The organism is Streptomyces sp. NPDC031132 (assembly GCF_055570595.1).
Genome location: NZ_JBVIGX010000020.1, coordinates 51,464 through 73,229 on the forward strand (window position 1 = coordinate 51,464; position 21,766 = coordinate 73,229).

A 21,766-nucleotide genomic window follows, 5' to 3' on the forward strand; every position below is an offset into this window, starting at 1 on the left:
TGTGAGAGGGTGCAGCGTGTCCTACTACCTGCGGTTCTTCTTCGAACACGGCGTCCACACCCCGCTGTGGCCAGGTCCGCCCGGTGATCCCGATCTCGACAGTCCGTACGGATACCCCTGCGAGCTGGAGCGGTTGCCCATCAGTGCGGACATCCAGGCCGAACTGGCGAGACTGGCCGATTGGTACTACTCGTCGCTCGACTGGGAGTACCCGCCGAATCCATGCCCGTGGCCCAAAGAACAACAGGAGCTGTTCACACGGCAGGCGGACGCCGCGCTGGAGGTTCTCCGCCGTGAGCTGGGTGACGGCTGGACAGTGGAAGACCGGCGCCGACAGTTCTGACAGCACGTCAACCCCCTGTCGGCGCGACGCCCCCCTGGTCCCGGCCTCCGGCGCGCAGCGGCCGCGCTCCCGTGCGCCGGTACCGGTCGAGCCCTCTGCTACGGGGTACGGGGCGGCCACGGCCCGGGCGCTGCTGCTCCTGGGTTTCGCCGCCGGTCTGCCGGTCGTGTGCTCGCCGTACGGTCGCCACGGCTGCCGCTCGACCGGGTGGGCGGCCTCGTCTGCCCGGGCCGCCCGGTGAAGGCGGCGCAGATCGGCGGCGTGGGGGTGGTGCCGGCCGCCGCCGTCGATCCGGACCGGCTTCCGGCGGGCGTGCGCGCGGGGGTCGGCTCCGCCGAGGGCCCCCGGCCGGTCGTGGCGGGAGGCCCGTACCGCCCTGCGCTTCGCCACGCCCCGCGAACCCGTCGTCCCCTACGCCGACTTGGGCGCGCCGGCGCTCCTGGCGGAGGTACCCCGGGCGGCTTTGCGCGAGAACCCGGACGGCGCCGTGCTCGCCCGCGTGGCAGCCAACCCCGAGGACCTGGACACGCTGGACGCCTATTGCGCCGCCGGGTCCCTGCGCCGGGCCGCCGACCTGCTCCACCCGCACCACGGCCGCGTCGCCCGCCGGATCGAACAGCTCGGCAAGGCGCTCGCCATCGACCTCGCCGGCGCCGCCGGGCCGACGCGAGCCGGGCTGGCCCTCGCCGCAGGGCGGCCGCGCGACGACGAGGTGCCGCTGTGAAAGTGCCGCGAACGGCATCGGATCCCGCCACATGAGTCCGGAGGACGCGTTTCAGAATGTCCGATTATCGATGCTCATAGGGGAACTCGGCGTGCCTTCCCGTCAGTTCACTGAAGCGAATCGGGACGAGCCCGCACGACTCGTCCTGGACCGGTAGACCACTGGCAAGGAGAAACCGTGCGCATACTCTTCACCGGACCGGCCGCGGCCGGCCACCTCTTCCCGATGATCCCGACGGCGCAGGCGCTGCGCGCCGCCAGCCACGAGGTGCTGTTCGCGAGCTCGCAGCCGCTGAACCGGCTCCGCGAGGCAGGTTTTCCGATCGTCGAGATCGGCGACGGCCGTACCATCCGGGACGTGTTCGAGCAGTCCACCGGGGAGGAGGTGCGCTACGTCGCCACCGACATGACCCCGGACGAGATTTTCGACAGGGCGGCCCGTGGGTTCGCGATGATCTCCCGCCCCACCGTGGACGGCCTGCTGGAGACCGCCGACAGCTGGGGCGCCGACTTGCTGGTCTACGACTCCTTCCAGGCCTCCGCCCCGCTGGTCGCGGCCAAGCTCAAGATCCCGTCGGTGATCCAGAACTTCGGCGTCACCTCCGGCCTCGACATGGTCGGCCGGCTCGCCGCCAACTTCACCGAGGCGTACGAGACGTACAAGGTGCCCGGCCCCGCCGAGCCCACCGCGCTGAACATCGTCCCCGCCTCGCTCGGCGGCGACCCGGGCGGCCTGCGGATGCGCTACATCCCCTACAACGGCGGCGGCACCGTCCCCGCCGAGCTGCTCCGCCGCGGCGCGCGCCCGCGCGTCGCCGTCACCCTGGGCACCGTCCTCACCGAGATGGACGGCGTCCGCGCCATCGTGCGCCTGATCGAGGCCGCCGCCTCCGTGGACGCCGAATTCCTGCTCGCCGTCGGCGACGCCGACCTCGCCCCGCTCGGTACCCTCCCGGACAACGTCCGTCCGCTGCCCTGGGTTCCGCTTGCCGAGCTGCTGACCGCCTCCGACGCGCTGATCCACCACGGCGGCTCCGGCACCCTGCTCACCGCCCTGCAGGCCGGTGTGCCCCAGCTCCTGCTCCCGCAGGGCGCCGACCACTTCACCAACGCCGACGCCCTCACCGCGACCGGCGCCGCCCTGCGCTCCGCCTCTGACGACGTCGACGCCCCGCTCCTCACCCGCCTGATCACCGACCCGGCCCTGCAGGAGGCCGCCGCCCGCCTCCGGGCGGAGAACGCCGCCCTGCCGAGCCCGGCCGAAACGGTCCCCGCCCTGGAGGCCCTGGCCGCCTCGTAGGCCTGGCGGACGGATGCGGCACCCGCCCCACCTCCCGAAGGAGGGGCGGGTGCCGCGCAGAGCAGGGCCTCCCGGCAGCTCGATGGCCGTCGGCCAACATGCCGTCCAGGAGGCCCCGCTGTCCCTCGCTTACGCTCCCGCCGTCGCCCCGCGCGACGATTGCCGCGGCGTGTCGTGCAACCCGATGTGGCTCAGGTCGGTCCGAACGCCGTTCGGAGCGCCGAGGAGCCTCGAGTGTTTCGCGGTGTCGACGGAACCGGGTCCGTGGATGGTGAGCTCGAAGTCCTGGTGCCTCTTGGCGTTCAGAGCCAGCGGCAGATGGATGCGTCCGCCCCCGACCATGCGCCGTACCTCAGTGCGGCTGAGACCGAGCCCGCGAACGAGCAGTCGTTCGACGCGGACCGGCGCGGGCAGTTCGAAGCTGACCAGCACCCTGAGCGGTGTCGGGTCGTCGAGTGCGTAGAGGGGCGTGCGGGTCTCCAGCGCCCAGGTACCGGTCCAGTCGAGGCGGTATCCGTTCTTCGCGGCGAGCGACGCACTCATCGTCAGTTCCCGTACCACGGCCGGGTCATTGTTCTCGTACGCCACCAGGCGGACGGGGTCCAGCGACGAGACGTGGACGCGTTCGTGGACGGGCACCTTCGAGGTCCGGTCGCACGCTGCACAGTTCAGGAGGAGCCAGACGTCGAGGAGCTTGCCGTTCGCGTTGACGCGGATCTTGCCCGAGGGACGGTGACGCGAGCCGGAGCAGTCCGGGCAGGGTCGTATGACGTGGGGCAGGGCGGACTGACGCACGGTCCACAGGGCCTTGCGGTCGGTATTCATGGATGTGGTTGCTTTCAGGACTCAGCAGGAGCTCGCAGGCCAGGCCGCGGCTCCTGGATCTGACGGATGCACACGAGGGCGCGAGTCATCGCCTCGGGGCGGATTCGTCAGGCTCCGAGGTCGATCGCGCGGCAGGTTGGCTTTTGCTACGTGGCAGCCGTTACAGGTCCATGCGGACGAGCGTGATCGAAGCCACGGCCCGCAGGCAACTCATTTTCCGCGCACCACCGGCGGGCGGTGACCCGGTGCTCCACTTCCTCGGCGACGCCGTGAGGCGTTGCGGGACGGTCACCGCAGCCCACCCTGGGCGCAAGCTTCCGGCAGTGATCCCACAAGATGCTTCCCATGCAGCACATCGAGTTCTTCACCTACGCGTCCGCCCGCCTGTGGGGCATCCGCGTCGACGGGGCCGACGCGCGCGTCCACGCCGCACATGCCACCCGCCCCCTGTGGCTGCAAGAGATGAGGCACTACGAGAGGACGCCGGAGGACACGGAGGACTTCCTGTTCCACCAATACGCCGGAATGTCGGAGTCCGACCTTCGTGACCCAGCGCTCCACTTCCTAGGCGACGCCGCCCCGGAGCTACGGCACGCGCCGACGGACGCAACCGTGGTGCTGGGCTGCCCCTGTGGCATATGGAGTTGCTGGCCCCTGTTCACCCGCATCACCGCCACCCCCGAGACCGTCACATGGTCCGCCTTCCACCAACCCCATCGCCCGGCCTGGGGCGACCTCGCCATCGGACCGTTCGTCTTCCCCAGACCCGCCTATGAGAGTGCGCTCGAGCACGTCCTCCACCATGCCGAGGACCCCCTCACGGCACTGCCTCCCTCAGGCATGGCCGGCGGGGCGTGACGGCGGGCCCCTACGTGGCCAGGCCCGCGAGGCATGGCGCCGGCGGGCCGGTCAGGCGGCGCGGCAGAGTTCGGCTGCGCCGGCCGGTGCTGCTGCGCGGGGCGCGGTCGCGCGTACGGGACGGGCGGTGCGGACCGTGGCCGCGGCCTGCGAGCGGTTCCGTGCGAAGACGACGAGGCGCAGCACCGCGAACCGCGCGACACCGGCCATGGCGGAGGCGGACAGGTAGACGACCTGCTCGAGCACCGCGCCGGGTGCCGCCGCGAGTTGGTGCAGGACAAGCATCGCCCCGCAGGTCACCGCGTACGCGGCCGCCGCGGACCCGGCCGACTGGGCATGCTGGCGCCAGGTAGCGCGCCCGCCTGCGCCGAAGGAGAAGCGGGCGTGCAGCTCGGTGGTGAGGAGTGTGGAAGCCGCCGTGATCAGGGCGTTGGCCAGGCCCCAAGGAATCCAGACGGCGAGGGCCGCCACGGCGAAGCTGGAGGCGAGCCCCACTCCGCCGCCACACAGCACGAAGCGGGCGAAGGCGGTGACGGCGCCGGGTGCTGCCTGCTGCTGACGCTGCGCTGTCTCCATGATCCGACCCCTTCGCTCGCTCCCTTTGCGAAACGCGCACCTCCCGGCCTGCGAGGCCTTCGGTCCGCTGTTTCTCATGCAAGAAACGCTACGTTGCATTCACGTTTCGAGCAACGGGATTGTTGCGTGGAATCGGCATAGTTGCAGGTCAGAGTCGAGAAATCGTTGCAACTGCTTTAATGGTAACGCAACAAGGGGCACTCGGCTTGTTGCAATGGATTGATGGTGAACGCTAGGCGCGCCTCCCCGGCCGTTCAGTCGTGGGTGCACGCAGCCGTGACAGCCGACGGGCCCCGGCACCCGCCGGGGCCACCCAGCATCCTGGCTCTCAGGTTTGGCACTGCTTCGTAGCTGCGGGAGACCAGCCGCTCCAGGCTGCCCCGTCGGCCCGGGCGTGTACCCGGATCTCGACCTTCACGGGGCCGCATACCCGGGTCGTGCTTCCCACTTCGACGGGGCCGATGGACTCGCCGGCCCGGACGTAGGCCCGACCGCTGCCCACCTTCTCCCAGTGACCACCGTCGACGACGCGGAAAAACGCCTCATAGGAGACGTTCACTCCCCTTGTGCCGGTGTTGCGCGCCTTGATGTGCGCCGTGATGTCCCGAGTGGGGAACCGGCCGGCAGATCCCCGCTGGGCACTGATGCAGCCATTGACGACTACGCGGCCGGTAGATGTACCCCCGCCGCAAGCGATTGCCGCAGCGTGAGCGTTGGCCGGCATCGCCAGCATGCTCAGCGCGGCTGCGCCCAGGACCGTTCCGGTACGCCTGAAATGCAATGTCTCATCCCTCTCCTCGAGCCGTCTTCTCCGTAGAGACCATGGCGTGTCCCGAGGCACGACGAGCAGCGTTTCATCAACTTTTTCGCCCAATTGGGCGCAAGTGGGCACGAGACACGGACCCGTCAGACCACGGGCGGAGTCGCTGCGCGCGTTGGGGGAGTCGCTCGCGCGGTGGACAGGGGGACCTCCGCCCACACCTGTTTGCCGCCGCTGAGCGGTACCGAGCCCCACGATGCCGTCGTCGCCTCGACGATGAGGATTCCGCGGCCACCGGTCGCCGACCAGTCCACGTTCGCCGGCTTGACCGGGCTGCGGGGCGAGGTGTCGTTCACGGCGATCCGCAGCCGGTCCGCGGACAGCGTCAGATCCAGCTGCACCTCTCCCTGCGTGTGGGCGATGGCATTGGTGACCAGCTCGGAGACGACCAGCAGAGCGACGTCGAGTTCCTCCTCCACGCCCCACGAACGCAACGTACGCGCGGCGAAACGGCGCGCGTGCTGGACGGCGTTGGGGAGCCGCCAGACGGTCCAGTTCGTCCGCATCGGCCTGGCGCGGGTGCCGTCATAGCGCAGGAGCAGCAGCGCCACGTCGTCGTCCCGCCGGTTGACCCCTGCGAGCAGTTCGTCGGCGACCATCCCCGGGTCGGCCGGGTCCGCCGTGGCCAGGGCCTCGCACACCCGGCGCATGCCGTCCTCCAGACGGACGTTGGAGGACTCGACCATGCCGTCCGTCAGCAGCGCGAGCACGGCCCCCGGGACCAGGCCGACTTCCGTCATGGGGAACGCGGTGTCCGTGACCACTCCCAGGGGAGGTCCGCCTTCGACCGCCAACTCCGCGGTTCTGCCGTCCGGATGGCGCAGGATCGGCTGCGGGTGACCGGCGCGGACGAACCAGGCGATGCCCTCCTCCATGTCCAGGTCCACGTACAGACAGGTGGCGAACAGGTCCGTCTCCATGCCGACCAGCAGCCGGTTGGCGCGGGCGATGACCACATCGGGCGGGTGGCGCTCGACGGCGTAGGCCCTCACGGCCGTCCGCATCTGACCCATGATGGTCGCGGCCCCGGCGCTGTGCCCCTGCACGTCGCCGATGACGAGCGCCACGTGGCCGTCGCCGAGCGGGATGACGTCGTACCAGTCGCCGCCCACCTCGAGCCCCACGGTCGCCGGCAGATAGCGGGCGACGGCCACCCCACCGGGCAGCGAAGGGAGTTTGCGCGGCAGCAGGCTGCGCTGCAGCATGGTGGCGAGTTCATGGCCGGCGTCCAGCGCGTGCGCGCGCGTGAGGGCCTGTCCCACCAGCCCCGCGGTGGCGGTCAGCAGCGACCGCTCCTCCGGCCCGAAGCGGTGCTCGCCGTCCCATCCCACGAGGCAGACCCCGACCATCCGGCCGTCCGCCGGCAGTGGCAGGACCGCGAGCCCGCCGGGCCCGATCCCCGCGAGCGCCGGTTCGAGGTCCGCACCCGGCGGCCACAGGCTCACATGGCCCTCCCGCAGTACGCTCTGCAGCGTCGGCACGTCGTGCATCGAGGCGTCCGGCCACTCGGACCGCCATTCCGAACGCCACATACCCGGCCACGCCTGCGGCTCCGGAGGGTCGAGGACGGTGAACACGAGCCGGTCGCCCTCCACCTCGGCGACCGCCACCCGGCTCGCGTCCAATGGGCCGCGCAGCGAGTTGACGACCATTTGACTGACGTCCCTGATGGTCGACGCACCGGCCAGCTTGGCGGACAGCCGCTGCACGATGGAGACTTCGTCGGCGCTGGGCCGCAGGTACGAGGCGTCGGCCACCACGCCGAGCACCCGTACAGGGGTGCCGTCGTCGTCCGTGATCACCCGGCACCGCAGGCCCAGCCAGCGCAGTTCACCCCCCGGTCGGCGGATGCGGAACGCCAGCTGTTGCGGACCCGACGCCAGCCTGTCGGGCTCCACGACGGCCATCAGCGCAGGGACGTCGTCCGGTACGGCACTCGCGAGCAGCGTCTCCACGTTGCCGTCGAACTGGTCGGGCGGGATGCCGAGCAGTTCCAGCACGCGCGCGTGCGCCTCCATGCGGCCGGTGCCGAGTTCCAGGATGAACGCGCCGCCCCGGAGCGGCACCAGCGTGTGTCCCCGAAGGGGGCGCGGCGCCGGGCGCCCGGGCGCGTGGGCGGCCACGGACGCGAGTCCGGCGGCGACCTGGTCGGCGTACAGCTCCAGCAGGCTCTGTCGGTCGTTGCTGAACCCGTCGGGGACATCGCCGGCGACGACCAGACAGCCCAGCTCCTTGGAGCCGTGTCCGAGCGGCAGGGCGCCGAGCGAGAGCCTGGCCGGAGATGCCTTGACGGAGTCGTCCCGCACCCGGCCGGGAAAGTGGTGCGGGTCCTCCTCCACGTACGCGGCGAGCTCCTTCGGGTTCAGCCACAGCGGGCGGCCCGAGCGGTAGGCCTCGGCGGCGGGGGAGTGCCCGTCCACGGAGAGGACCGCCGGCAGGCCGTACAGCAGGGCCCGGTTTCCGGTCATCTCGGCCAGATGGAGTTCCTGGCGTCCGTCGGCGAGCACGTAGACAGCGGCCAGCTCAGCCCCGCAGAACGCAAAGCGCTGCCTGGTCACGGTCTGTAACGCCTTCCTGCGAGGGCCGCCACGGTCGACCACCCTCTCTCCCTCCATGCTGTCGCGCCCGACGCCGTCAGGGCGAGTCGGGAAGCCGTGGACGTAGGTGAGGTCCTGCGTCAAGGTGCCCGGGGGGCGGCGGGCGTGCTCCGCGTGGCCGTGTCGATCTGCACGGCACGTGCGGGAAGGCCAGCCCGCTCCCGATCGCGACCAGCTGCAGGTCAGGGGCTGTGGCGGTGGTCCCCGACCAGGGTCGGGACGCGCCGGAGCGCACCGTCGGCCGCCCGCCGGAACGGCGCCCGCGGGCGGTCCCCCCAGCGGCCCGGCTCGGCCGGGAGCGCCGACAGGACGGTCAGGCCCGAAAGAGGCAATTCGCCGCTCCTGCGCCGCGCCCCGTCGTGGAGGACTGCGTGCCGGGCCGGGCCGTGGACGAGCTCGGTCGAAGCCCCGTACGGGCCGACCCGGGCGCGCCGAGTGGTCCCGCCACGCCGGCCGGCCTCAGCGGAACGCGGCGACATTGCGGGCGGCCCAGTCGGCGAAGGTGCGTGGGGCGCGGCCGAGGATGCGCTGCACGTCCGGGCTGACGCGCAGCTCGGCCGGGTTCGGAGAGCCGAGGATGTCCAGGGTGTCCTCGGCGAGTTCCACCGGCATGCTCCGGGCCATGGCTGCCTTGGCCTCGTCGCGGGTGAGGCCGTGAAACCGCACGGGCGAGCCCAGCGCCGCGGCGATGGCGTCCGCCTGCTGCCGCGGGGTGATCCTCTCCGGGCCGGTCAGTTCGTACACACCGCCGGTGTGGCGGTGATCCAGCAGGCAGGCCGCCGCGACCTCGGCGATGTCCGCCGGGTCGATGATCGGCACCCCGACGTCGCCGAAGGGTGCGGCGACGACCCGCCGCGCGCGGACGGACCCGGCCCACCACAGGGCGTTGGAGGCGAAGCCGCCCGGCCGCAGGACGGCCCAGTCCAGGCCGGACTCCCGCAGCACGTCCTCCACCGCGCGCAGCGCGATCCGCGTCGGGCCGAAGGGCCTGGTGGCCACGCCCTGCGAGGAGAGCAGTACGACCCGGCGGACCCCGCGGGCCACGGCTTGGCCGATGACGTCCGCCGGGCCGGCTCCGGCGGCGTGCATGTCACCGGGCAGCAGCAGGAACAGCGCCTTCGCCCCGGCCAGCGCGGGCTCGAGCCCGGCCGGCTCGGCCAGGTCGGCCGCTACGTGGCGGACACCGTCCGGCACGGCCGCCGCGTGCCGCGACACCGCCGTCACCTGCTGGCCCGCCTCGGCCAGCGCCTGCGTCAACGGCCGGCCCACATTCCCGGTAGCCCCGGTCACCACGATCATGTTCAGCTCCTCGCCCGATGCCCTCTGTGGCCCTCACGCTAGGAGCGGGGCTTACTTTTGGTAAGGACATACCCCGAGGTAAGCTCCTCACATGACGGAAGGCGCGCAGCTCACACCACCCGAGGCGGCGAAGCGGTATGAGGTGTTTCACACCCACTGCCTCGCGCGCGATGTGGTCGACCACGTGACCAGCAGGTGGGGCGTCTGGGTGTTGATCTCCTTGCGGAGCAGCGACCTCCGGTTCTACGAGCTGCGCGAGAGCATCCAGGGCATCAGCGAGAAGATGCTCGCCCAGACCCTGCGCGTGCTGGTCCAGGACGGCTTGGTCTGGCGGGAGGTCGAACCGACGACGCCGCCCCAGGTCACCTACGGGCTGACCGAGTTCGGTCGGGACGTCGGCGAGCCGCTCACGGAGCTGTTCGACCGGATCACACGGCGGCTGCCGCCGCGCAGCGCGGGATAGCGTGGCAGCAGATCGCCGACCAGCCGGGTGTCTCCCGGCAGTGGGCGTGGAACCTGCCGGCCGGCAACTGGTCAGCCCTGGCCGTCGGAGCCCTGGAAGAGGGCTTGCCGACCGCACCGCGGCGGCCGGGCCCCTCGCCCCGGGCCCCCGAACTCCGGCGCCACGCGGCGGAGTTCGAGCCCCTGTACGGATGAGCGAGGGGCGGGGCCGGTGCGTCAGACGGCGCCCTGCGTGGCGCCGGGCCGCTTCTTCTGCCCGTCCACCACGGCCCGCTCCAACACCGCCGTTCGCTCGATCACCGTGCCCGCCTTGATCCCGTCGTTCTCCCTGACCTGCACGCCCCGGCTGCCGAGATAGGTGTACGTCGAGCGGTCGAAGACCCACTCGGTGCGCTCGCCGCGCTGTTCGTCGAGCCGGGCCAGCGCGATGCCGTCGCGCCCGGCCGCGTCCTGGGAGTGCTGGACGACGACCACGCCCGGGATCTTGGCGGCCGCCTGGTAGAGCGCGGCGGCGATGGGCGCGGGGACCAGCTGCTCGTGCAGGATCGAGCCGACCTCCCGGAACGCCTGCTGGTCGCGGTCCCCGCTCTCGCCGACCGCCGCGTAGGCCGCCTTCAGCAGGGCGTCCGGGTCGGCGTTCTGCGCCTTCAGCCAGTCGTACGAGAAGTTCATCGCCTCGCCCGGTATGTCCTGGCCGTTCTTCGGCTTGGACTGCGGGCCGTCCTTGTCCAGCGTGATCCCGCCCTTGGGCTGCTGCGCGGGCTCGTCCAGCCAGCCCTTCATGCCGTCGAGGGACTTCCAGACCTCTCGCGTGTGCAGCGGCTGCACCCAGGTCTTGGACTCGTTCTTGTCGACGTCGTGGGAAATGGCCAGGTACGAGACCTGGCTCTTGACGTACACGTACTGGCCGGGCCCCGGCTCCGGAAGCCGACCTGTCGACGCGGCGGCGGCGATCTGCCGCACGGTGGCGGCCACCTGCTCCGCGCTGCCCGCCTCCACGGCGACCACCGGCGCTTCGACCCGCGCGGCCCGACCGGGACCTGCGGAGCCCGCACCGGTGTTGAACACGGCCACGGCGGCCAGCGCGGCGGCGGTGACCGGTACGCCGAACACCAGGGCCCGGCGTACCGGCCGACGGGTCGGGGTGCCGGGGGCGGTGTCCGGGGCGGAACTCTGGAACTCGTTCATGAGGTGCTCCTCAAGAAGGCGCTGACGGTCGAGCGGCAGTTCCGGGCTCCCCGGGGGCGGCAGCAGCCGGCCCAGCTCCGCGTGGTCCAGCGACTCGTCCCGTCGCCATGTCTTGCGGATCATCGGGTTTCCTCCTCATGCGACTCTTGCGACCGGGCCGCGGGAGTGCGGCCGCCCTGTACTTGTCCGGAGCGGGGTTCGGGTTCCCCGATTTTTCCCAGTTCCTCCTCTGCGAGCCTGCGCAGCCGCGTCCGGGCGCGGGACAGCCGGGAACGGACCGTGCCGACGGGCACGCCGAGCGCGGCCGCGGCCTCCGCGTAGCCGAGCCCGGACCAGACGCAGAGCGTGAAGACCTCCCGCTCGCCGCGCCGCAGCTTGCGCAGTGCGCGCTGCGCGGCGGCCAGCTGGTCGGCGTCGGCGAGGCGGGCGACGAGCTCGTCGGCGAAGTCCGGCACCGTCTCCTTGGCGGGCAGCCGCCCGAGGGCACGCTGGTGCCGGCGGGCGGCGCGTGTGGTGTTGCGCAGGACGTTCACGGCGATCCCCATGAGCCAGGGGCGCGGGCTGTCCCCCTCGTCGCGCAGCTTCGCGCGCAGCCGCCAGGCTTCCATGAAGGTCAGCGAGACGACGTCCTCGGCGAGGGCCCAGTCCCCTGTGACGCGTACGGCGTGCCGGTGAACCAGCTGCGCGTGATCGCGGAAGATCTCCCGGAACGCTTCCGGTTCCCCGGCGCGTATCCGGGAGTGCAATGAGTAGTTCACGTCAGTAGTTGTCCGCCCGAGCCGGGAGGTTCCCGTGGCCCGTGTCACATGGTGTCGTCGGCGCCGACGGCCGCCACAGGTGCCCGAGATCGGGGTACGTGATCACCGCCGGCACGCTACGGCGCATCGGGAAGCCGGACGGTGACGAGGAGGCCGCCGGCGGGGCGGGGGACGAGGTCGAGGGTCCCGTCGTGGGCGCGGACGATGCTGTGCACGATGGCCAGGCCGAGGCCGACGCCGGCGTGCTCGTCGGTGCGTACGCGTTCCGTTCCGCGCTGGAAGGGTTCGGTGAGGGTCGGTACCAGTTCCGGGGGGAGCGGACGGCCCGTGTTCTCGACCCTCAGCACGCTCGTGTCGCCGTGCGCCTCGGTATGGACCGTCACCGCGCCGCCGGCGGGGAGGTTGTGGACGATGGCGTTCTGGACGAGGTTCGTCACCATCCGCAGCAAGAGCTCTGCGGAGCCGCTGGTCCGGGCCGCCCCGCCGGTGACGTCGAGCGTGATCCGGCGCTGTTCGGCGAGGGGAAGCAGCGTTTCGGCGGCGTCTTCGGCGATGAGGGAGAGGTCGACGCCCTCGGGGGTGAAGTTTCCGCGGTCGCCGCGGCTGAGCAGCAGGAGGGCCTCGGTGAGGTCGATCGCCCGCGTGTTGACAACCTGCAGGCGCTCGATGAGTTCGCCCCGGTCCCGTGTGGGGTCCTTGAGGGCGACGTCGAGGAGGGTGCGAGAGATCGCCAGCGGGGTGCGCAGTTCGTGGGAGGCGTTCGCGGCGAACCGCTGCTGCTCGCCGACGTGGGACTCCAGTTGTCGGAGCATCGAGTCGAATGCGTCGGAGAGTTCACGGAATTCGTCCTGGCGGCCTTCCATACGGATCCGGTGGGACAGCGACCCGCTCCCTGCCCTCCGCGCCGCATCCGTGATCCGTGTGAGGGGCGCGAGCATCCGGCCGGCGAGGACCCATCCCCCGACGAGGCCGAACAGGAGCAGGAAGACCATCGCCACGGCCGCGGCGGGGGCGAAGGTGTGCACGAGGAGGTAGCGGTTGGGCGAGATCCCGAGAAGGCCCTGGGGGTTGTCGGGTACGTAGCGCAGCAGGAACACCCACACCACGGCCAGCAGGAGAGCGCCGGCGACGGCGAGGAACCCGGCGTAGCTGAGGGTGAGTTTCAGTCGGGCGCTGAGCCCCCGGCGTCTATCCATGCGTACGGCCGGGCGCGGTGGTGTCCGTACCGGTCTCGATGCGGTAGCCGACACCCGGCACCGTCGCGATGATCCACGGTTCGCCGAGCCGTTTGCGCAGTGCGGAGACGGTGATGCGCACGGCGTTGGTGAGCGGGTCGGCGTTCTCGTCCCAGGCCCGCTCCAGCAGCTCTTCGGCGCTGACGACCCCGCCCTCGGCGGCGACGAGGACTTCCAGCACGGCGAACTGTTTGCGGGTGAGCGCGACGTAGCGTCCGTCGCGGAAGACCTCCCGGCGGAAGGGGTCGAGCCGCAGGCCCGCGATCTCGCGGACCGGGGGCCGGGCGTACGCGCGTCTGCGGTCCAGCGCCCTCAGCCGCAGGACGAGCTCCCGCAGCTCGAACGGTTTGGTGAGGTAGTCGTCGGCGCCGAGCCCGAACCCGGAAGCCTTGTCGTCGATCCGGTCGGCAGCGGTGAGCATGAGGATCGGGATGCCGCTGCCGGAGGCGACGATGCGCCGGGCGACCTCGTCGCCGGAGGGGCCGGGGATGTCGCGGTCGAGGACCGCGAGGTCGTAGGAATGGACGCCGAGCAGTTCCAGGGCGGAGTCGCCGTCGCCGGCGATGTCGGCGGCGATGGCCTCCAGCCGCAGGCCGTCACGGACGGCTTCCGCCAGGTAGGGCTCGTCCTCCACGATCAGTACGCGCATGTCCGAAGCCTAAGCAGCAGAACATATCGCCGACGTATGCAGAGACATATGTAAAAACATGTGCACACCGGACATGCGACTCAGCCTGCTGGTGCCGGCGCGGGGCGAGGCCGGCCCGACGCCGCTTCCGCGGTGGTGCGCCACCAGCGGCGCGACGCCAGCGCGGCCAGCACGGCGCCGGCGGCGTTGACCAGTACGTCGTCCACGGAGGACACCCGGTCCAGCTGCAGCGCGTACTGCGCGGTCTCGACCAGGACCGAGCAGCCCGCCCCGAGCGCCAGGACGCGCGGCAGCGACGCCAGTGCGGCGAACCGCATCGGGGCGAAGAACCCCAGCGACGCGAAGACCAGCAGGTTGCCGACGATCCCGAGCGGCCCCATCGTGACCAGGTCCCGCATCGGTACCAGGCTCACCCGGGCGGGGGCGATGCCGGGCGCCGCGCCCGGCATCATGGTCAGCCAGAGGAACGGCACCGTCCCGTGGACCATGCCCACCTCGGCCAGCGACGTCCGCCACGCCGATGCGACGCCGGCGGCACGCCGACGGTGCGCCAGAGCCCACGCCACCAGCACGGCCAACGGCAGCGCGACCAACGTCATGAGCACCACACCGTTGAACGTGTCGAAGCAGCCGTGCCACCGCCCGGCCACGCACCTCGGAGCGGACATCATGAGGGGCCCCCGCACGACGAACAATGCGCTCGTCACGCCGAGGACCGCCAGGCCGAGGAGCAGGATCCTGCGCCTACGGCGGGCCGGTGCTGCCCCGGCTGCGTTGTGGTTCATGCCCCCCATGGGAGACGGAGGGCCGTTGTGGTGGCGTATGCGATTTTCGATACGCCCGCGATACGCGGAATGCCCGGCACCGTTGAACCGGCACGCGGTCACCTTTGCCGTCCGGCCCTGCAAGAATTCCCGGGAGCGGAGTTCCGGGCGAGGAGTTCCGGGCGAACCCGTGAGCCATCCATGAGGGTTCGTGAGGAATGCACCTAGGTGGCGGCGCTGATTGCCCGTAACGTATTTCTCGTACCTGACAACCAAACGGGAGGAATTTCCATGATCTCGACCGTCAAGACCAACGTCATCTGCGCCGTGGTTCACAACCGTGCCGTCGTGCACAACCGTGCGGTGGTCCACAACCGTGCGGTCGTCCACAACCGTTCGGTCGCCAAGTGAAGATGACCCTCTGAGGTCGCTGACCACGGTCCCGGGGTTTCTCCCGGGGCCGTGGCACTTTGCGCGAGGAGTCAGTTTTTTATGGGGGCTGATATGTCGGCGGACGACACCGCTTTGGAAATCGTGGACGTTGAGATATACGACCTCGAGCAGGACCTGTGCTTCCTCGCCACCCCGAACGGTGGGCAGTTCTACATATCCGCCCCCACGTCCGAGTTCCGCGCATGGCTGGCGCGCTGCGACGGAACCAGGTCCCGCAGCGAACTGCTGGCGGGAATGACCCCCGAATACGCCGAGGTGGTCGACGTCCTGCGGCACGACGGCTGCCTGCGTCCGGCCGGGGCCACCCTCGCCTCCGAGCGGGCCGCGCGAGTGGCCCGCACCACGGTCCTCATCACCGGCGCACCGGACCTCACCGCCCCCATCGCCCACGCGTTGAGCACCACCGGCTACGCACACGTCGGGCCGGCCCCGAAGGACCTGTCCGTCGTCGACGTCCGAGACACCGTGCTCGTCGCCGCCTTCTCCCACCCCGCCCACCGGGAACTGAGCCGCATCGACGAGCTGTGCGCCCGGTCCGGCCTGCGCTGGCTGCCGCTGCGCCATGAACGCGGCCGAGCCGTCCTCGGACCTGCCATCACCCCCGGTACCACGGCGGACTTCACGGACGTGCTGGACCGCCGGCTCAGCGCGGCACACGACCCGCGGGTCCTCGAGGCCATGCGGGATGCGCCGCAGCCGGACGGCCACCGGCTCCGCGACGGCGACGTCCGCTGGACATCCGCACAGCTCGGCACGTACCTGGAGCGCTGGGTCACGGGCGAGGCCACCGTCGACGAGGTCGAGCTCGATCCGCGCCGGCTCGACCGGATCGAGCGCGCCATCCTGCCGGTTCCGACCCGGCCGCGGCCGGTGGTGCGCGGCGACGCCGAGGCGGACCTGCTGGTCGACGACCAGGTCGGCGTGGTGACCGGCGTCCAGGAGCTGGCCCCCTTGCCGGGCATGCCGGCGCGGCTGCGGGTGTGCGCGGTGGACGTCGCCGACATGCGGCGCGTCGCGGACTGGCCCAACGACCGGCAGGCCTTCGGCACGTCCTGGTCCGATTTCGACGCCGCCCGCCGCAGCGCCGTCGGCGAGGCGGTCGAACGCTACTGCGGCAGCCGGCTGCCCCAGGACCGGCTCCGGTACGGCAGCCACGCCCAGCTGCGCAGGGCCGGCGTGCCCGTGCTCGACCCCCGCCGCCTGCACCTGTACTCGCAGCGGCAGTACCGCAGCGAGGGCTTTCCCTTCGCGCCGCTCACCGTGGACGCGGAGTGCGCCTGGGTCGAGGGCCGCTCGTGGACGACCGGCGAACCGGTGTGGGTGCCCGCCTTCCTGGTCGCCCACGGAGAGCACGACCCGGTCGCCTACTCCGATCCGCTGGTGGCCGGCGTGGCCTGCGGCGTCAGCGAGGAGCACGCCGTCACGTCGGGGCTCGAAGAGGTGATCGAGCGGGACGCCACCATGCTGTGGTGGGCCAACGCCGCCCGCCTTCCCCGGCTGCCGATCCCCGACCGGATCCGCGAGCTGGTCGCGGACAGCCTGGACGCCTACGACATCAGCCTGATCCACCTGGACAACGAGTTCGACGTCCCCGTGCTCGCCGCGGTCGTGCGCGACCGCGCCGCCGGGTGGCTGGGCATCGGCTTCGCCACCCGGCCCGACCCCCTGGAGGCGGCGGAGAAGGCGCTCGCCGAAGGTTTCACCCTGCACCACACCTGCCGTTTCCTCGACGACGACAAGACGCTGGCGGACGGCCGGGCGGAGCTGCCCCACCTGGGCAACCTCAAGCCGTACCGCGCCGACCGGCGCTACCTCGACTCCTACCGGCCGGACTTCGGCGACGTCCGGGACCTGCTCTGCCAGCAGCAGGTCCACCTCGATCCGAGGGCGGGGGAGCGGGTCGCGCCCTGGGTGCTGGACCTCCCCACCCGCCCCTGGGACGGACTGCCCGCGCTCGCGCAACGGAGCCTCGAGGCGTACCGCGAACGGGTCGAGGCCCGTGGCTTCGAGGTGATCAGCGTCGACCTGACGACCTGTGACGCCGAGGCGGCCGGGTTCAGTGCCGCCCACACGATCGTGCCCGGCCTCGTGTCGAACTTCCCCGCCGGCATGCCCATGTGGGGCGACGGCAGGATCGGCCGCGCGGGCGTCCGGCTCGGCTGGCGGTCGCAGCCGCTGTCCGAGGACGAGTTCAACGTCTTCCCACTGCCCCACGCGTGAGTGAGGGATACCCATGGCTGTCATCGACACGCTCGGCCTGCCGAACACCAAGGGCCGCAGGCCCCTGATCGTCGCCCAGGTCGTCGACGCCCTGGGTACAGGGCTCTTCCTCCCGTTCGCCGTCGTGTACTTCCACGCGGCCAAGGGCATCCCCCTCACCGCGGTCGGTCTGATGCTGTCCGCCGGCGCGCTGCTCTCGCTGCCCGCGGGACCACTGGGGGGCCGGCTCATCGACCGGCTCGGGCCGCGGCGCGTGCTGGTCTCGAGCAACCTGATCCGTGTACTGACCTTCACCGCCTACGTGTTCATCGACGCACCCTGGCAGCTGGTCGCGCTGGTCACGGTCACCATGTGGGGCGACAGCCTGTTCCGGCCCGCCGTCTCCGCGCTGGTGGCGCAGGTGGCCGACGACGGGCACCGGGCGCGCTGGTACGCGATGGACCGGTCCCTGCGCAACGCCGGGATCGGCGCCGGCGGACTGGTGGGCAGCACGCTCGTCGGCTGGGGCGGCACCTCGGGCTACACGGCCGTGGTCGCGCTGAACGCCGTGTCGTTCCTCGCCGCAGCCGGGCTGGTCGCGACCTGGCGTCCGTCCGTCGTGCTGCCCCCCGACGGCGCCGAACCGGCCCCGGCCGGGAACGCTCCCGGGGAGCCGCGCGGGGGGTACCGGGAGGTACTCGCCGACCGGCCGTTCCTCGGCGTCCTCGCCACCGTCTGGGTGTTCGCGCTGTGCGACCTCGCGCTGACCTTGCTGCTGAGCGCCTACGTGATCGAGGGGCGAGGGTTGCCGGCGTGGCAGCCCGGGATGCTGTTCGCGATCAACACCGTCATGGTGGTGCTGGCACAGACCGCACTGGCCAAGGCGGTCGAGCGGCACCGGCGGCCCAGAGTGCTCCAGGTGGCGGCCGTCCTGTGGATGGTGTCCTTCGTCCTGATCGCGGTGGTTCCCCGTGAGCACGTCGCACTGGCCTTCGGCGGGCTCGTACTGGGCATGGTCGTCTTCACGGTGGCGGAGCTGCTCCAGGCCCCGACCAGCAGCGCACTGATCGTGGGGATGGCCGCAGAGCACCTCCGCGGTCGCTACCTGGGTTTGGAGGAGCTGATGTGGAGCCTGGCCAAGGTGCTGGCGCCGACCATGTTCACCTGGCTGCTGGCGCGGGGAGCGGGCCTGCCGTGGCTTGCGCTCTGCCTCTGTTGCCTCGCGGCGGTCGTGGTGCTGCAGCGACTCCACCGTGTGCTGCCCGCACAGGTCCAGCGGGAGACCGTCCATGGCTGAGAGCGGGGCCGAGGTCCGCCGCCCGGAGGAGTTCCGCAACGTCTACCACCGGGTCTACGGCGAGCCGCCCTACCACGAGGACGCGGCGGCGGCAGACGGCTTCGCCCGGCAGCTGGCCGGCCATGCGGCGCTGCCCGGCTTCTCCGTGACCACCGTCCTCGACGGCGGTGCGCTGAGCGGTTTCGCCTACGGCGTGCACCGCGAGGAGGGATGGTGGCATCCGCGCGCCGCCGCGCCTGCGCCGAGTTGGCTGCGCCGACCGCTGTTCTACGTCTACGAGCTCGCGGTCGTACGGGAGTTGCGGGGACGCGGGCACGGGCGCGCGCTGCTGGACCTGCTGCTGGCCGGGCGCGCCGAGCCGTACGCCGTACTCGCCGCGTCGAGCAGGGCGTCGGCGGGCGAGATGTACCGACGGTGGGGCTGGACGAAGGTCGGCGAACTCACGGGGCCCCCGCACGGTGTGGACCTCCTTGCACTCCCTCTGACGCCGCTGCGGTGACCTGGGCGCCGACCAGGGGTGTCCCGCTGCGGTGACCGGTGATTCGCCGGTATCCAGGCGTCCACGCGGGCGCCCCTGAGACCGAGCCCGCGTAGGACGTCGTCTCCGTGTGCCCCCGCCACCCTGGACCCGCTCACCCCCTCCGAGGTTCTGGCGGAGGCGACCGGCGGGAGTGACCGCGCACCGTTTCGCCCTTTCGCCACATCGCCGCGTCCCGCTCCCTGTCGCAGAGCGGAGTTCCGCCGGCGGCGCGCGGTACGACTTGACACAGGCAGCGGAGGGTTCGACGGCCGAAACCCGTCGCATGCAAGGGTGTTCGGTATGCCCATTACTACCGGGTCGCGCCCGTCCAGCGGCCGGCCTCCCACCACCTGCTGACCGCGCAGGGCCTTCCGTAACGGTCCGTTGCGCCACCCTGCGCGCCAGCACATGAACTCTTCGTACGCGCACGCTATCGCTGCATCGTCTCAATTGACAGGGGGAATTGAGTGAGTATCGATGTGATGGTTTACGATGATCTTGCCCTGTCTCGATCTGCGCTCACGGCATTGTTGGAACAGCATCCGGAGATCCGAGTCGTGGGATCGGTGGACAACAGGTATGCCGCACTCGAGTTCGCCGAGATGAATCGACCCGATGTCGTGATCATCAGCTTCGAAGGCAGGGACGAGGAAACGGTCGACATCGCCGAGAAGATCGCGATCCTTCCGAATGTCCGCACCCTGTTGGTTGCCACCGCGTGTGTCCGATCGGCCGTCCGCAGGGCCTTCACCGGGGAAATCGGCGGCATGGTGCGGCGCAGTGTCCCGCCCCAGCGCCTTTTCGAGGCCATTCATCTGGTGCACGAGGGTGAGCGGGCTTTCGACGCCGAACTCGCGGTCGCGGCCGTGGCCAACGGAGACTGTCCGCTGACCCCTCGGCAGCTGTCCGTGCTCGAGCATCTCGACGGCGGTGACACGGTGGAGGAGATCGCCGCGCGCCTGTCCCTGTCCGAAGGGACGGTGCGCAACTACATCTCGTCCATCGTGGTGAAACTGGGTGCACGCAACCGCATCGATGCGTTGCGCATCGCCCGGAACCTGCAATGGATCTGATCCGAAGAGGGCGGATTCCGAGCGCGGTTGCTGCGGCACGAACGCCGGACGCTGATGTCCGCACCACGCACTGAAACCGCAGACGCATCGCACAAGGACGGTTCGCATGCTCAACACCAGTGATTCCAGCGGCGGTCGGCTGCCCCGCCAGGTGGCCGACGCCCACGTCGACGCCCTCGTCGAACTCGACCCGATCGCCGGTACGTTCCTCGGCGTCGCCGAGAGTTCCGGGCGGCTCCCCGACTTCTCGCCGGAGGGCCAGGAAGCGGTGGCCCAACTGGCCCGTACGACCCTGCGGCAACTCGCTGCCGCAGAGGCCGCCCCCGGTGCGGACGACATCGCCGAGCGTCGCTGCGCCCGGCTGCTGCGTGAGCGGCTCACCGCCGAACTCGCGGTGCACGAGGCAGGCGAGGGCCTGCGTACGGTCAGCAACCTCGACTCACCGCTGCACCAGGTCCGCGACGTCCTCACGCTCACGCCCACGGACACGGACGAGGACTGGGCGGCGATCGCGCGACGCCTGCGCGCCGTCCCGGAGGCCCTGGCGGGCTACCGTGCCTCTCTGGACGCCGGCCTCGCACGCGGGCTGCCCGCAGGGCCACGGCAGGTATCGGCCGTCATCGGCCAGCTGAGCGAGTGGATCGGTACGGACCGGAGCTGGTTCGCGGAGTTCACCGACCCCGGTCCCGAGCGGCTGCGGGGCGAGCTCACCACGGCCGCCACCGTGGCCACCGGCGGCCTGGCCGAACTGCGCGACTGGTTCCGTGACACCTACGCCCCAGCCGTCCAGAGCGCACCCGACGTCGTCGGCCGGGAGCGCTACGTCCGTCTCGCCCGCCACCACAACGGCGCCCATCTCGACCTGGACGAGGCCTACGCGTACGGCTGGACCGAGTTCCACCGGCTCCTCGCCGAGATGCGCACCGAGGCCGAACGGGTCTTGCCGGGCGCCGGTACCCCCTGGGAGGCGCTGGCTTGGTGCGACCGGCACGGCGAGGCCATCGAGGGGGTCGAGGAGACCCGGCAGTGGCTTCAGTCGCTGATGGACGAAACCATCGACACGCTGGACGGCACCCACTTCGAGCTGGCCGAGCGGGTACGCCGGATCGAGTCGCGCATAGCCCCGCGGGGCAGTGCCGCCGCCCCCTACTACACCGAGCCGTCGCTGGACTTCTCCCGGCCCGGACGCACCTGGCTGCCGACGATGGGGGAGACCCGCTTCCCGGTCTACGACCTCGTCACCACCTGGTACCACGAGGGCGTACCCGGTCATCATCTCCAGCTGGCCCAGTGGGCGCACGTCGCCGACGACCTCTCCCGCTACCAGACCACCGTGGGCCTGGTCAACGCCAACGCCGAAGGCTGGGCGCTGTACGCCGAGCGCCTGATGGACGAGCTCGGCTTCCTGTCCAACGCCGAGCGGCGGCTGGGCTATCTGGACGCGCAGATGATGCGGGCCATCCGCGTCGTCATCGACATCGGGATGCACCTGCAGCTGGAGATCCCGAAGGACTCCCCCTTCCACCCGGGCGAGCGCTGGACGCCGGAACTGGCCCAGGAGTTCCTCGCCCACCACACCAGCCGCCCGGCCGACTACGTCGAGAGCGAGGTCACCCGCTACCTGGGCATGGCAGGTCAGGCCATCGGCTACAAACTCGGCGAGCGGGTCTGGCTGATGGGCCGCGAGGCGGCCCGAGCCCGGCACGGCGCGGACTTCGACCTCAAGGCCTGGCACATGGCCGCGCTGTCGCAGGGCTCGCTGGGCTTGGACGACCTGCTGAGCGAGATTTCAGCGCTCTGAGGGCTGAGCGGGCACCGGGCACGTCG

At 71.3% G+C, this 21,766-nt stretch carries 20 protein-coding genes; 10 read left to right on the forward strand and 10 right to left on the reverse strand.

Annotated elements, in window-relative coordinates; all coding sequences use genetic code 11:
- Positions 1–16: 16 nt before the first annotated feature.
- The 3 genes from ACZ49B_RS25990 to ACZ49B_RS26000 all read left to right on the forward strand — a co-directional run bounded on the left by ACZ49B_RS25990 (position 17) and on the right by ACZ49B_RS26000 (position 2,366).
- Positions 17–343 (forward strand): hypothetical protein, encoded by a 327-nt coding sequence (locus ACZ49B_RS25990; RefSeq protein ID WP_468310281.1) that lies wholly within the window; start codon positions 17–19, stop codon positions 341–343.
- A 463-nt stretch (positions 344–806) separates the two neighbouring features.
- Positions 807–1,067, forward strand: a complete 261-nt coding sequence (locus ACZ49B_RS25995; protein ID WP_468310284.1) for a helix-turn-helix domain-containing protein — start codon at positions 807–809, stop codon at positions 1,065–1,067.
- A 177-nt stretch (positions 1,068–1,244) separates the two neighbouring features.
- Positions 1,245–2,366, forward strand: coding sequence for a nucleotide disphospho-sugar-binding domain-containing protein (locus ACZ49B_RS26000; RefSeq protein WP_468310287.1), 1,122 nt, complete (start codon positions 1,245–1,247; stop codon positions 2,364–2,366).
- Positions 2,367–2,495: 129 nt separating this feature from the next.
- Here ACZ49B_RS26000 and ACZ49B_RS26005 read toward each other — a convergent pair whose 3' ends face one another.
- Positions 2,496–3,191 carry a DUF1062 domain-containing protein gene (locus ACZ49B_RS26005; RefSeq protein ID WP_468310289.1) on the reverse strand — a complete coding sequence of 232 codons (696 nt, stop codon included), beginning with the start codon at positions 3,189–3,191 and terminating at the stop codon, positions 2,496–2,498.
- 345 nt (positions 3,192–3,536) lie between these two features.
- Between ACZ49B_RS26005 and ACZ49B_RS26010 the strand changes: the two genes are divergently transcribed.
- Positions 3,537–4,049, forward strand: coding sequence for a hypothetical protein (locus ACZ49B_RS26010; protein WP_468310291.1), 513 nt, complete (start codon positions 3,537–3,539; stop codon positions 4,047–4,049).
- A gap of 51 nt (positions 4,050–4,100) precedes the next feature.
- On the opposite strand, the gene ACZ49B_RS26015 is transcribed toward ACZ49B_RS26010, so the two are convergent.
- The 4 genes from ACZ49B_RS26015 to ACZ49B_RS26030 all read right to left on the reverse strand — a co-directional run bounded on the left by ACZ49B_RS26015 (position 4,101) and on the right by ACZ49B_RS26030 (position 9,341).
- Entirely contained in the window at positions 4,101–4,625 is a 525-nt protein-coding gene (locus ACZ49B_RS26015; protein ID WP_468310294.1) for a GtrA domain-containing protein, read from the reverse strand.
- 906 nt (positions 4,626–5,531) lie between these two features.
- Entirely contained in the window at positions 5,532–8,003 is a 2,472-nt protein-coding gene (locus ACZ49B_RS26020; RefSeq protein ID WP_468310297.1) for a SpoIIE family protein phosphatase, read from the reverse strand.
- 221 nt (positions 8,004–8,224) lie between these two features.
- Entirely contained in the window at positions 8,225–8,374 is a 150-nt protein-coding gene (locus tag ACZ49B_RS26025; protein WP_468310299.1) for a hypothetical protein, read from the reverse strand.
- Positions 8,375–8,501: 127 nt separating this feature from the next.
- A complete protein-coding gene (locus tag ACZ49B_RS26030) occupies positions 8,502–9,341 on the reverse strand; it encodes an SDR family oxidoreductase (RefSeq protein ID WP_468310302.1) in 840 nt (279 codons plus the stop codon).
- A 91-nt stretch (positions 9,342–9,432) separates the two neighbouring features.
- Here ACZ49B_RS26030 and ACZ49B_RS26035 point away from each other — a divergent pair, with 91 nt between their 5' ends.
- Positions 9,433–9,804, forward strand: coding sequence for a winged helix-turn-helix transcriptional regulator (locus ACZ49B_RS26035; protein WP_468310305.1), 372 nt, complete (start codon positions 9,433–9,435; stop codon positions 9,802–9,804).
- A gap of 215 nt (positions 9,805–10,019) precedes the next feature.
- Here the strand turns inward: ACZ49B_RS26035 and ACZ49B_RS26040 are convergent, their stop codons facing one another.
- From ACZ49B_RS26040 to ACZ49B_RS26060, 5 genes are all read right to left on the reverse strand, one after another.
- The gene (locus ACZ49B_RS26040) at positions 10,020–11,114 is read right to left on the reverse strand and encodes a CU044_5270 family protein (protein ID WP_468310308.1); all 1,095 of its coding nucleotides are present in this window, start codon (positions 11,112–11,114) and stop codon (positions 10,020–10,022) included.
- Positions 11,111–11,749: an RNA polymerase sigma factor gene (locus ACZ49B_RS26045; protein WP_468310310.1), complete on the reverse strand. Its 639-nt coding sequence runs from the start codon at positions 11,747–11,749 to the stop codon at positions 11,111–11,113. Before ACZ49B_RS26045 ends, ACZ49B_RS26040 begins: the two co-directional genes overlap by 4 nt.
- A 116-nt stretch (positions 11,750–11,865) precedes the next feature.
- Positions 11,866–12,945: a sensor histidine kinase gene (locus ACZ49B_RS26050; protein ID WP_468310313.1), complete on the reverse strand. Its 1,080-nt coding sequence runs from the start codon at positions 12,943–12,945 to the stop codon at positions 11,866–11,868.
- Positions 12,938–13,633 carry a response regulator transcription factor gene (locus ACZ49B_RS26055; protein WP_468310316.1) on the reverse strand — a complete coding sequence of 232 codons (696 nt, stop codon included), beginning with the start codon at positions 13,631–13,633 and terminating at the stop codon, positions 12,938–12,940. Before ACZ49B_RS26055 ends, ACZ49B_RS26050 begins: the two co-directional genes overlap by 8 nt.
- Positions 13,634–13,713: 80 nt before the next feature.
- A complete protein-coding gene (locus tag ACZ49B_RS26060) occupies positions 13,714–14,418 on the reverse strand; it encodes a VanZ family protein (protein ID WP_468310318.1) in 705 nt (234 codons plus the stop codon).
- A 513-nt stretch (positions 14,419–14,931) separates the two neighbouring features.
- Here ACZ49B_RS26060 and ACZ49B_RS26065 point away from each other — a divergent pair.
- The 5 genes from ACZ49B_RS26065 to ACZ49B_RS26085 all read left to right on the forward strand — a co-directional run bounded on the left by ACZ49B_RS26065 (position 14,932) and on the right by ACZ49B_RS26085 (position 21,740).
- Positions 14,932–17,070, forward strand: a complete 2,139-nt coding sequence (locus ACZ49B_RS26065; RefSeq protein ID WP_468310321.1) for a YcaO-like family protein — start codon at positions 14,932–14,934, stop codon at positions 17,068–17,070.
- A 13-nt stretch (positions 17,071–17,083) separates the two neighbouring features.
- The gene (locus ACZ49B_RS26070; protein ID WP_468310324.1) at positions 17,084–18,346 is read left to right on the forward strand and encodes an MDR family MFS transporter; all 1,263 of its coding nucleotides are present in this window, start codon (positions 17,084–17,086) and stop codon (positions 18,344–18,346) included.
- A complete protein-coding gene (locus ACZ49B_RS26075; protein ID WP_468310327.1) occupies positions 18,339–18,845 on the forward strand; it encodes a GNAT family N-acetyltransferase in 507 nt (168 codons plus the stop codon). Before ACZ49B_RS26070 ends, ACZ49B_RS26075 begins: the two co-directional genes overlap by 8 nt.
- A 488-nt stretch (positions 18,846–19,333) precedes the next feature.
- Positions 19,334–19,939 carry a response regulator transcription factor gene (locus tag ACZ49B_RS26080; protein ID WP_468310330.1) on the forward strand — a complete coding sequence of 202 codons (606 nt, stop codon included), beginning with the start codon at positions 19,334–19,336 and terminating at the stop codon, positions 19,937–19,939.
- A gap of 106 nt (positions 19,940–20,045) precedes the next feature.
- Positions 20,046–21,740: a DUF885 domain-containing protein gene (locus tag ACZ49B_RS26085; RefSeq protein ID WP_468310333.1), complete on the forward strand. Its 1,695-nt coding sequence runs from the start codon at positions 20,046–20,048 to the stop codon at positions 21,738–21,740.
- Positions 21,741–21,766 lie beyond the last annotated feature (26 nt).

Coding starts and splice junctions, on each gene's coding strand:
- ACZ49B_RS26005 (WP_468310289.1), bottom strand. CDS start 3,191: ATGAATACCGACCGCAAGGCCCTGTGGACCGTGCGTCAGTCCGCCCTG.
- ACZ49B_RS26010 (WP_468310291.1), top strand. CDS start 3,537: ATGCAGCACATCGAGTTCTTCACCTACGCGTCCGCCCGCCTGTGGGGC.
- ACZ49B_RS26015 (WP_468310294.1), bottom strand. CDS start 4,625: ATGGAGACAGCGCAGCGTCAGCAGCAGGCAGCACCCGGCGCCGTCACC.
- ACZ49B_RS26030 (WP_468310302.1), bottom strand. CDS start 9,341: ATGATCGTGGTGACCGGGGCTACCGGGAATGTGGGCCGGCCGTTGACG.
- ACZ49B_RS26035 (WP_468310305.1), top strand. CDS start 9,433: ATGACGGAAGGCGCGCAGCTCACACCACCCGAGGCGGCGAAGCGGTAT.
- ACZ49B_RS26040 (WP_468310308.1), bottom strand. CDS start 11,114: ATGATCCGCAAGACATGGCGACGGGACGAGTCGCTGGACCACGCGGAG.
- ACZ49B_RS26050 (WP_468310313.1), bottom strand. CDS start 12,945: ATGGATAGACGCCGGGGGCTCAGCGCCCGACTGAAACTCACCCTCAGC.
- ACZ49B_RS26055 (WP_468310316.1), bottom strand. CDS start 13,633: ATGCGCGTACTGATCGTGGAGGACGAGCCCTACCTGGCGGAAGCCGTC.
- ACZ49B_RS26060 (WP_468310318.1), bottom strand. CDS start 14,418: ATGAACCACAACGCAGCCGGGGCAGCACCGGCCCGCCGTAGGCGCAGG.
- ACZ49B_RS26070 (WP_468310324.1), top strand. CDS start 17,084: ATGGCTGTCATCGACACGCTCGGCCTGCCGAACACCAAGGGCCGCAGG.
- ACZ49B_RS26075 (WP_468310327.1), top strand. CDS start 18,339: ATGGCTGAGAGCGGGGCCGAGGTCCGCCGCCCGGAGGAGTTCCGCAAC.
- ACZ49B_RS26085 (WP_468310333.1), top strand. CDS start 20,046: ATGCTCAACACCAGTGATTCCAGCGGCGGTCGGCTGCCCCGCCAGGTG.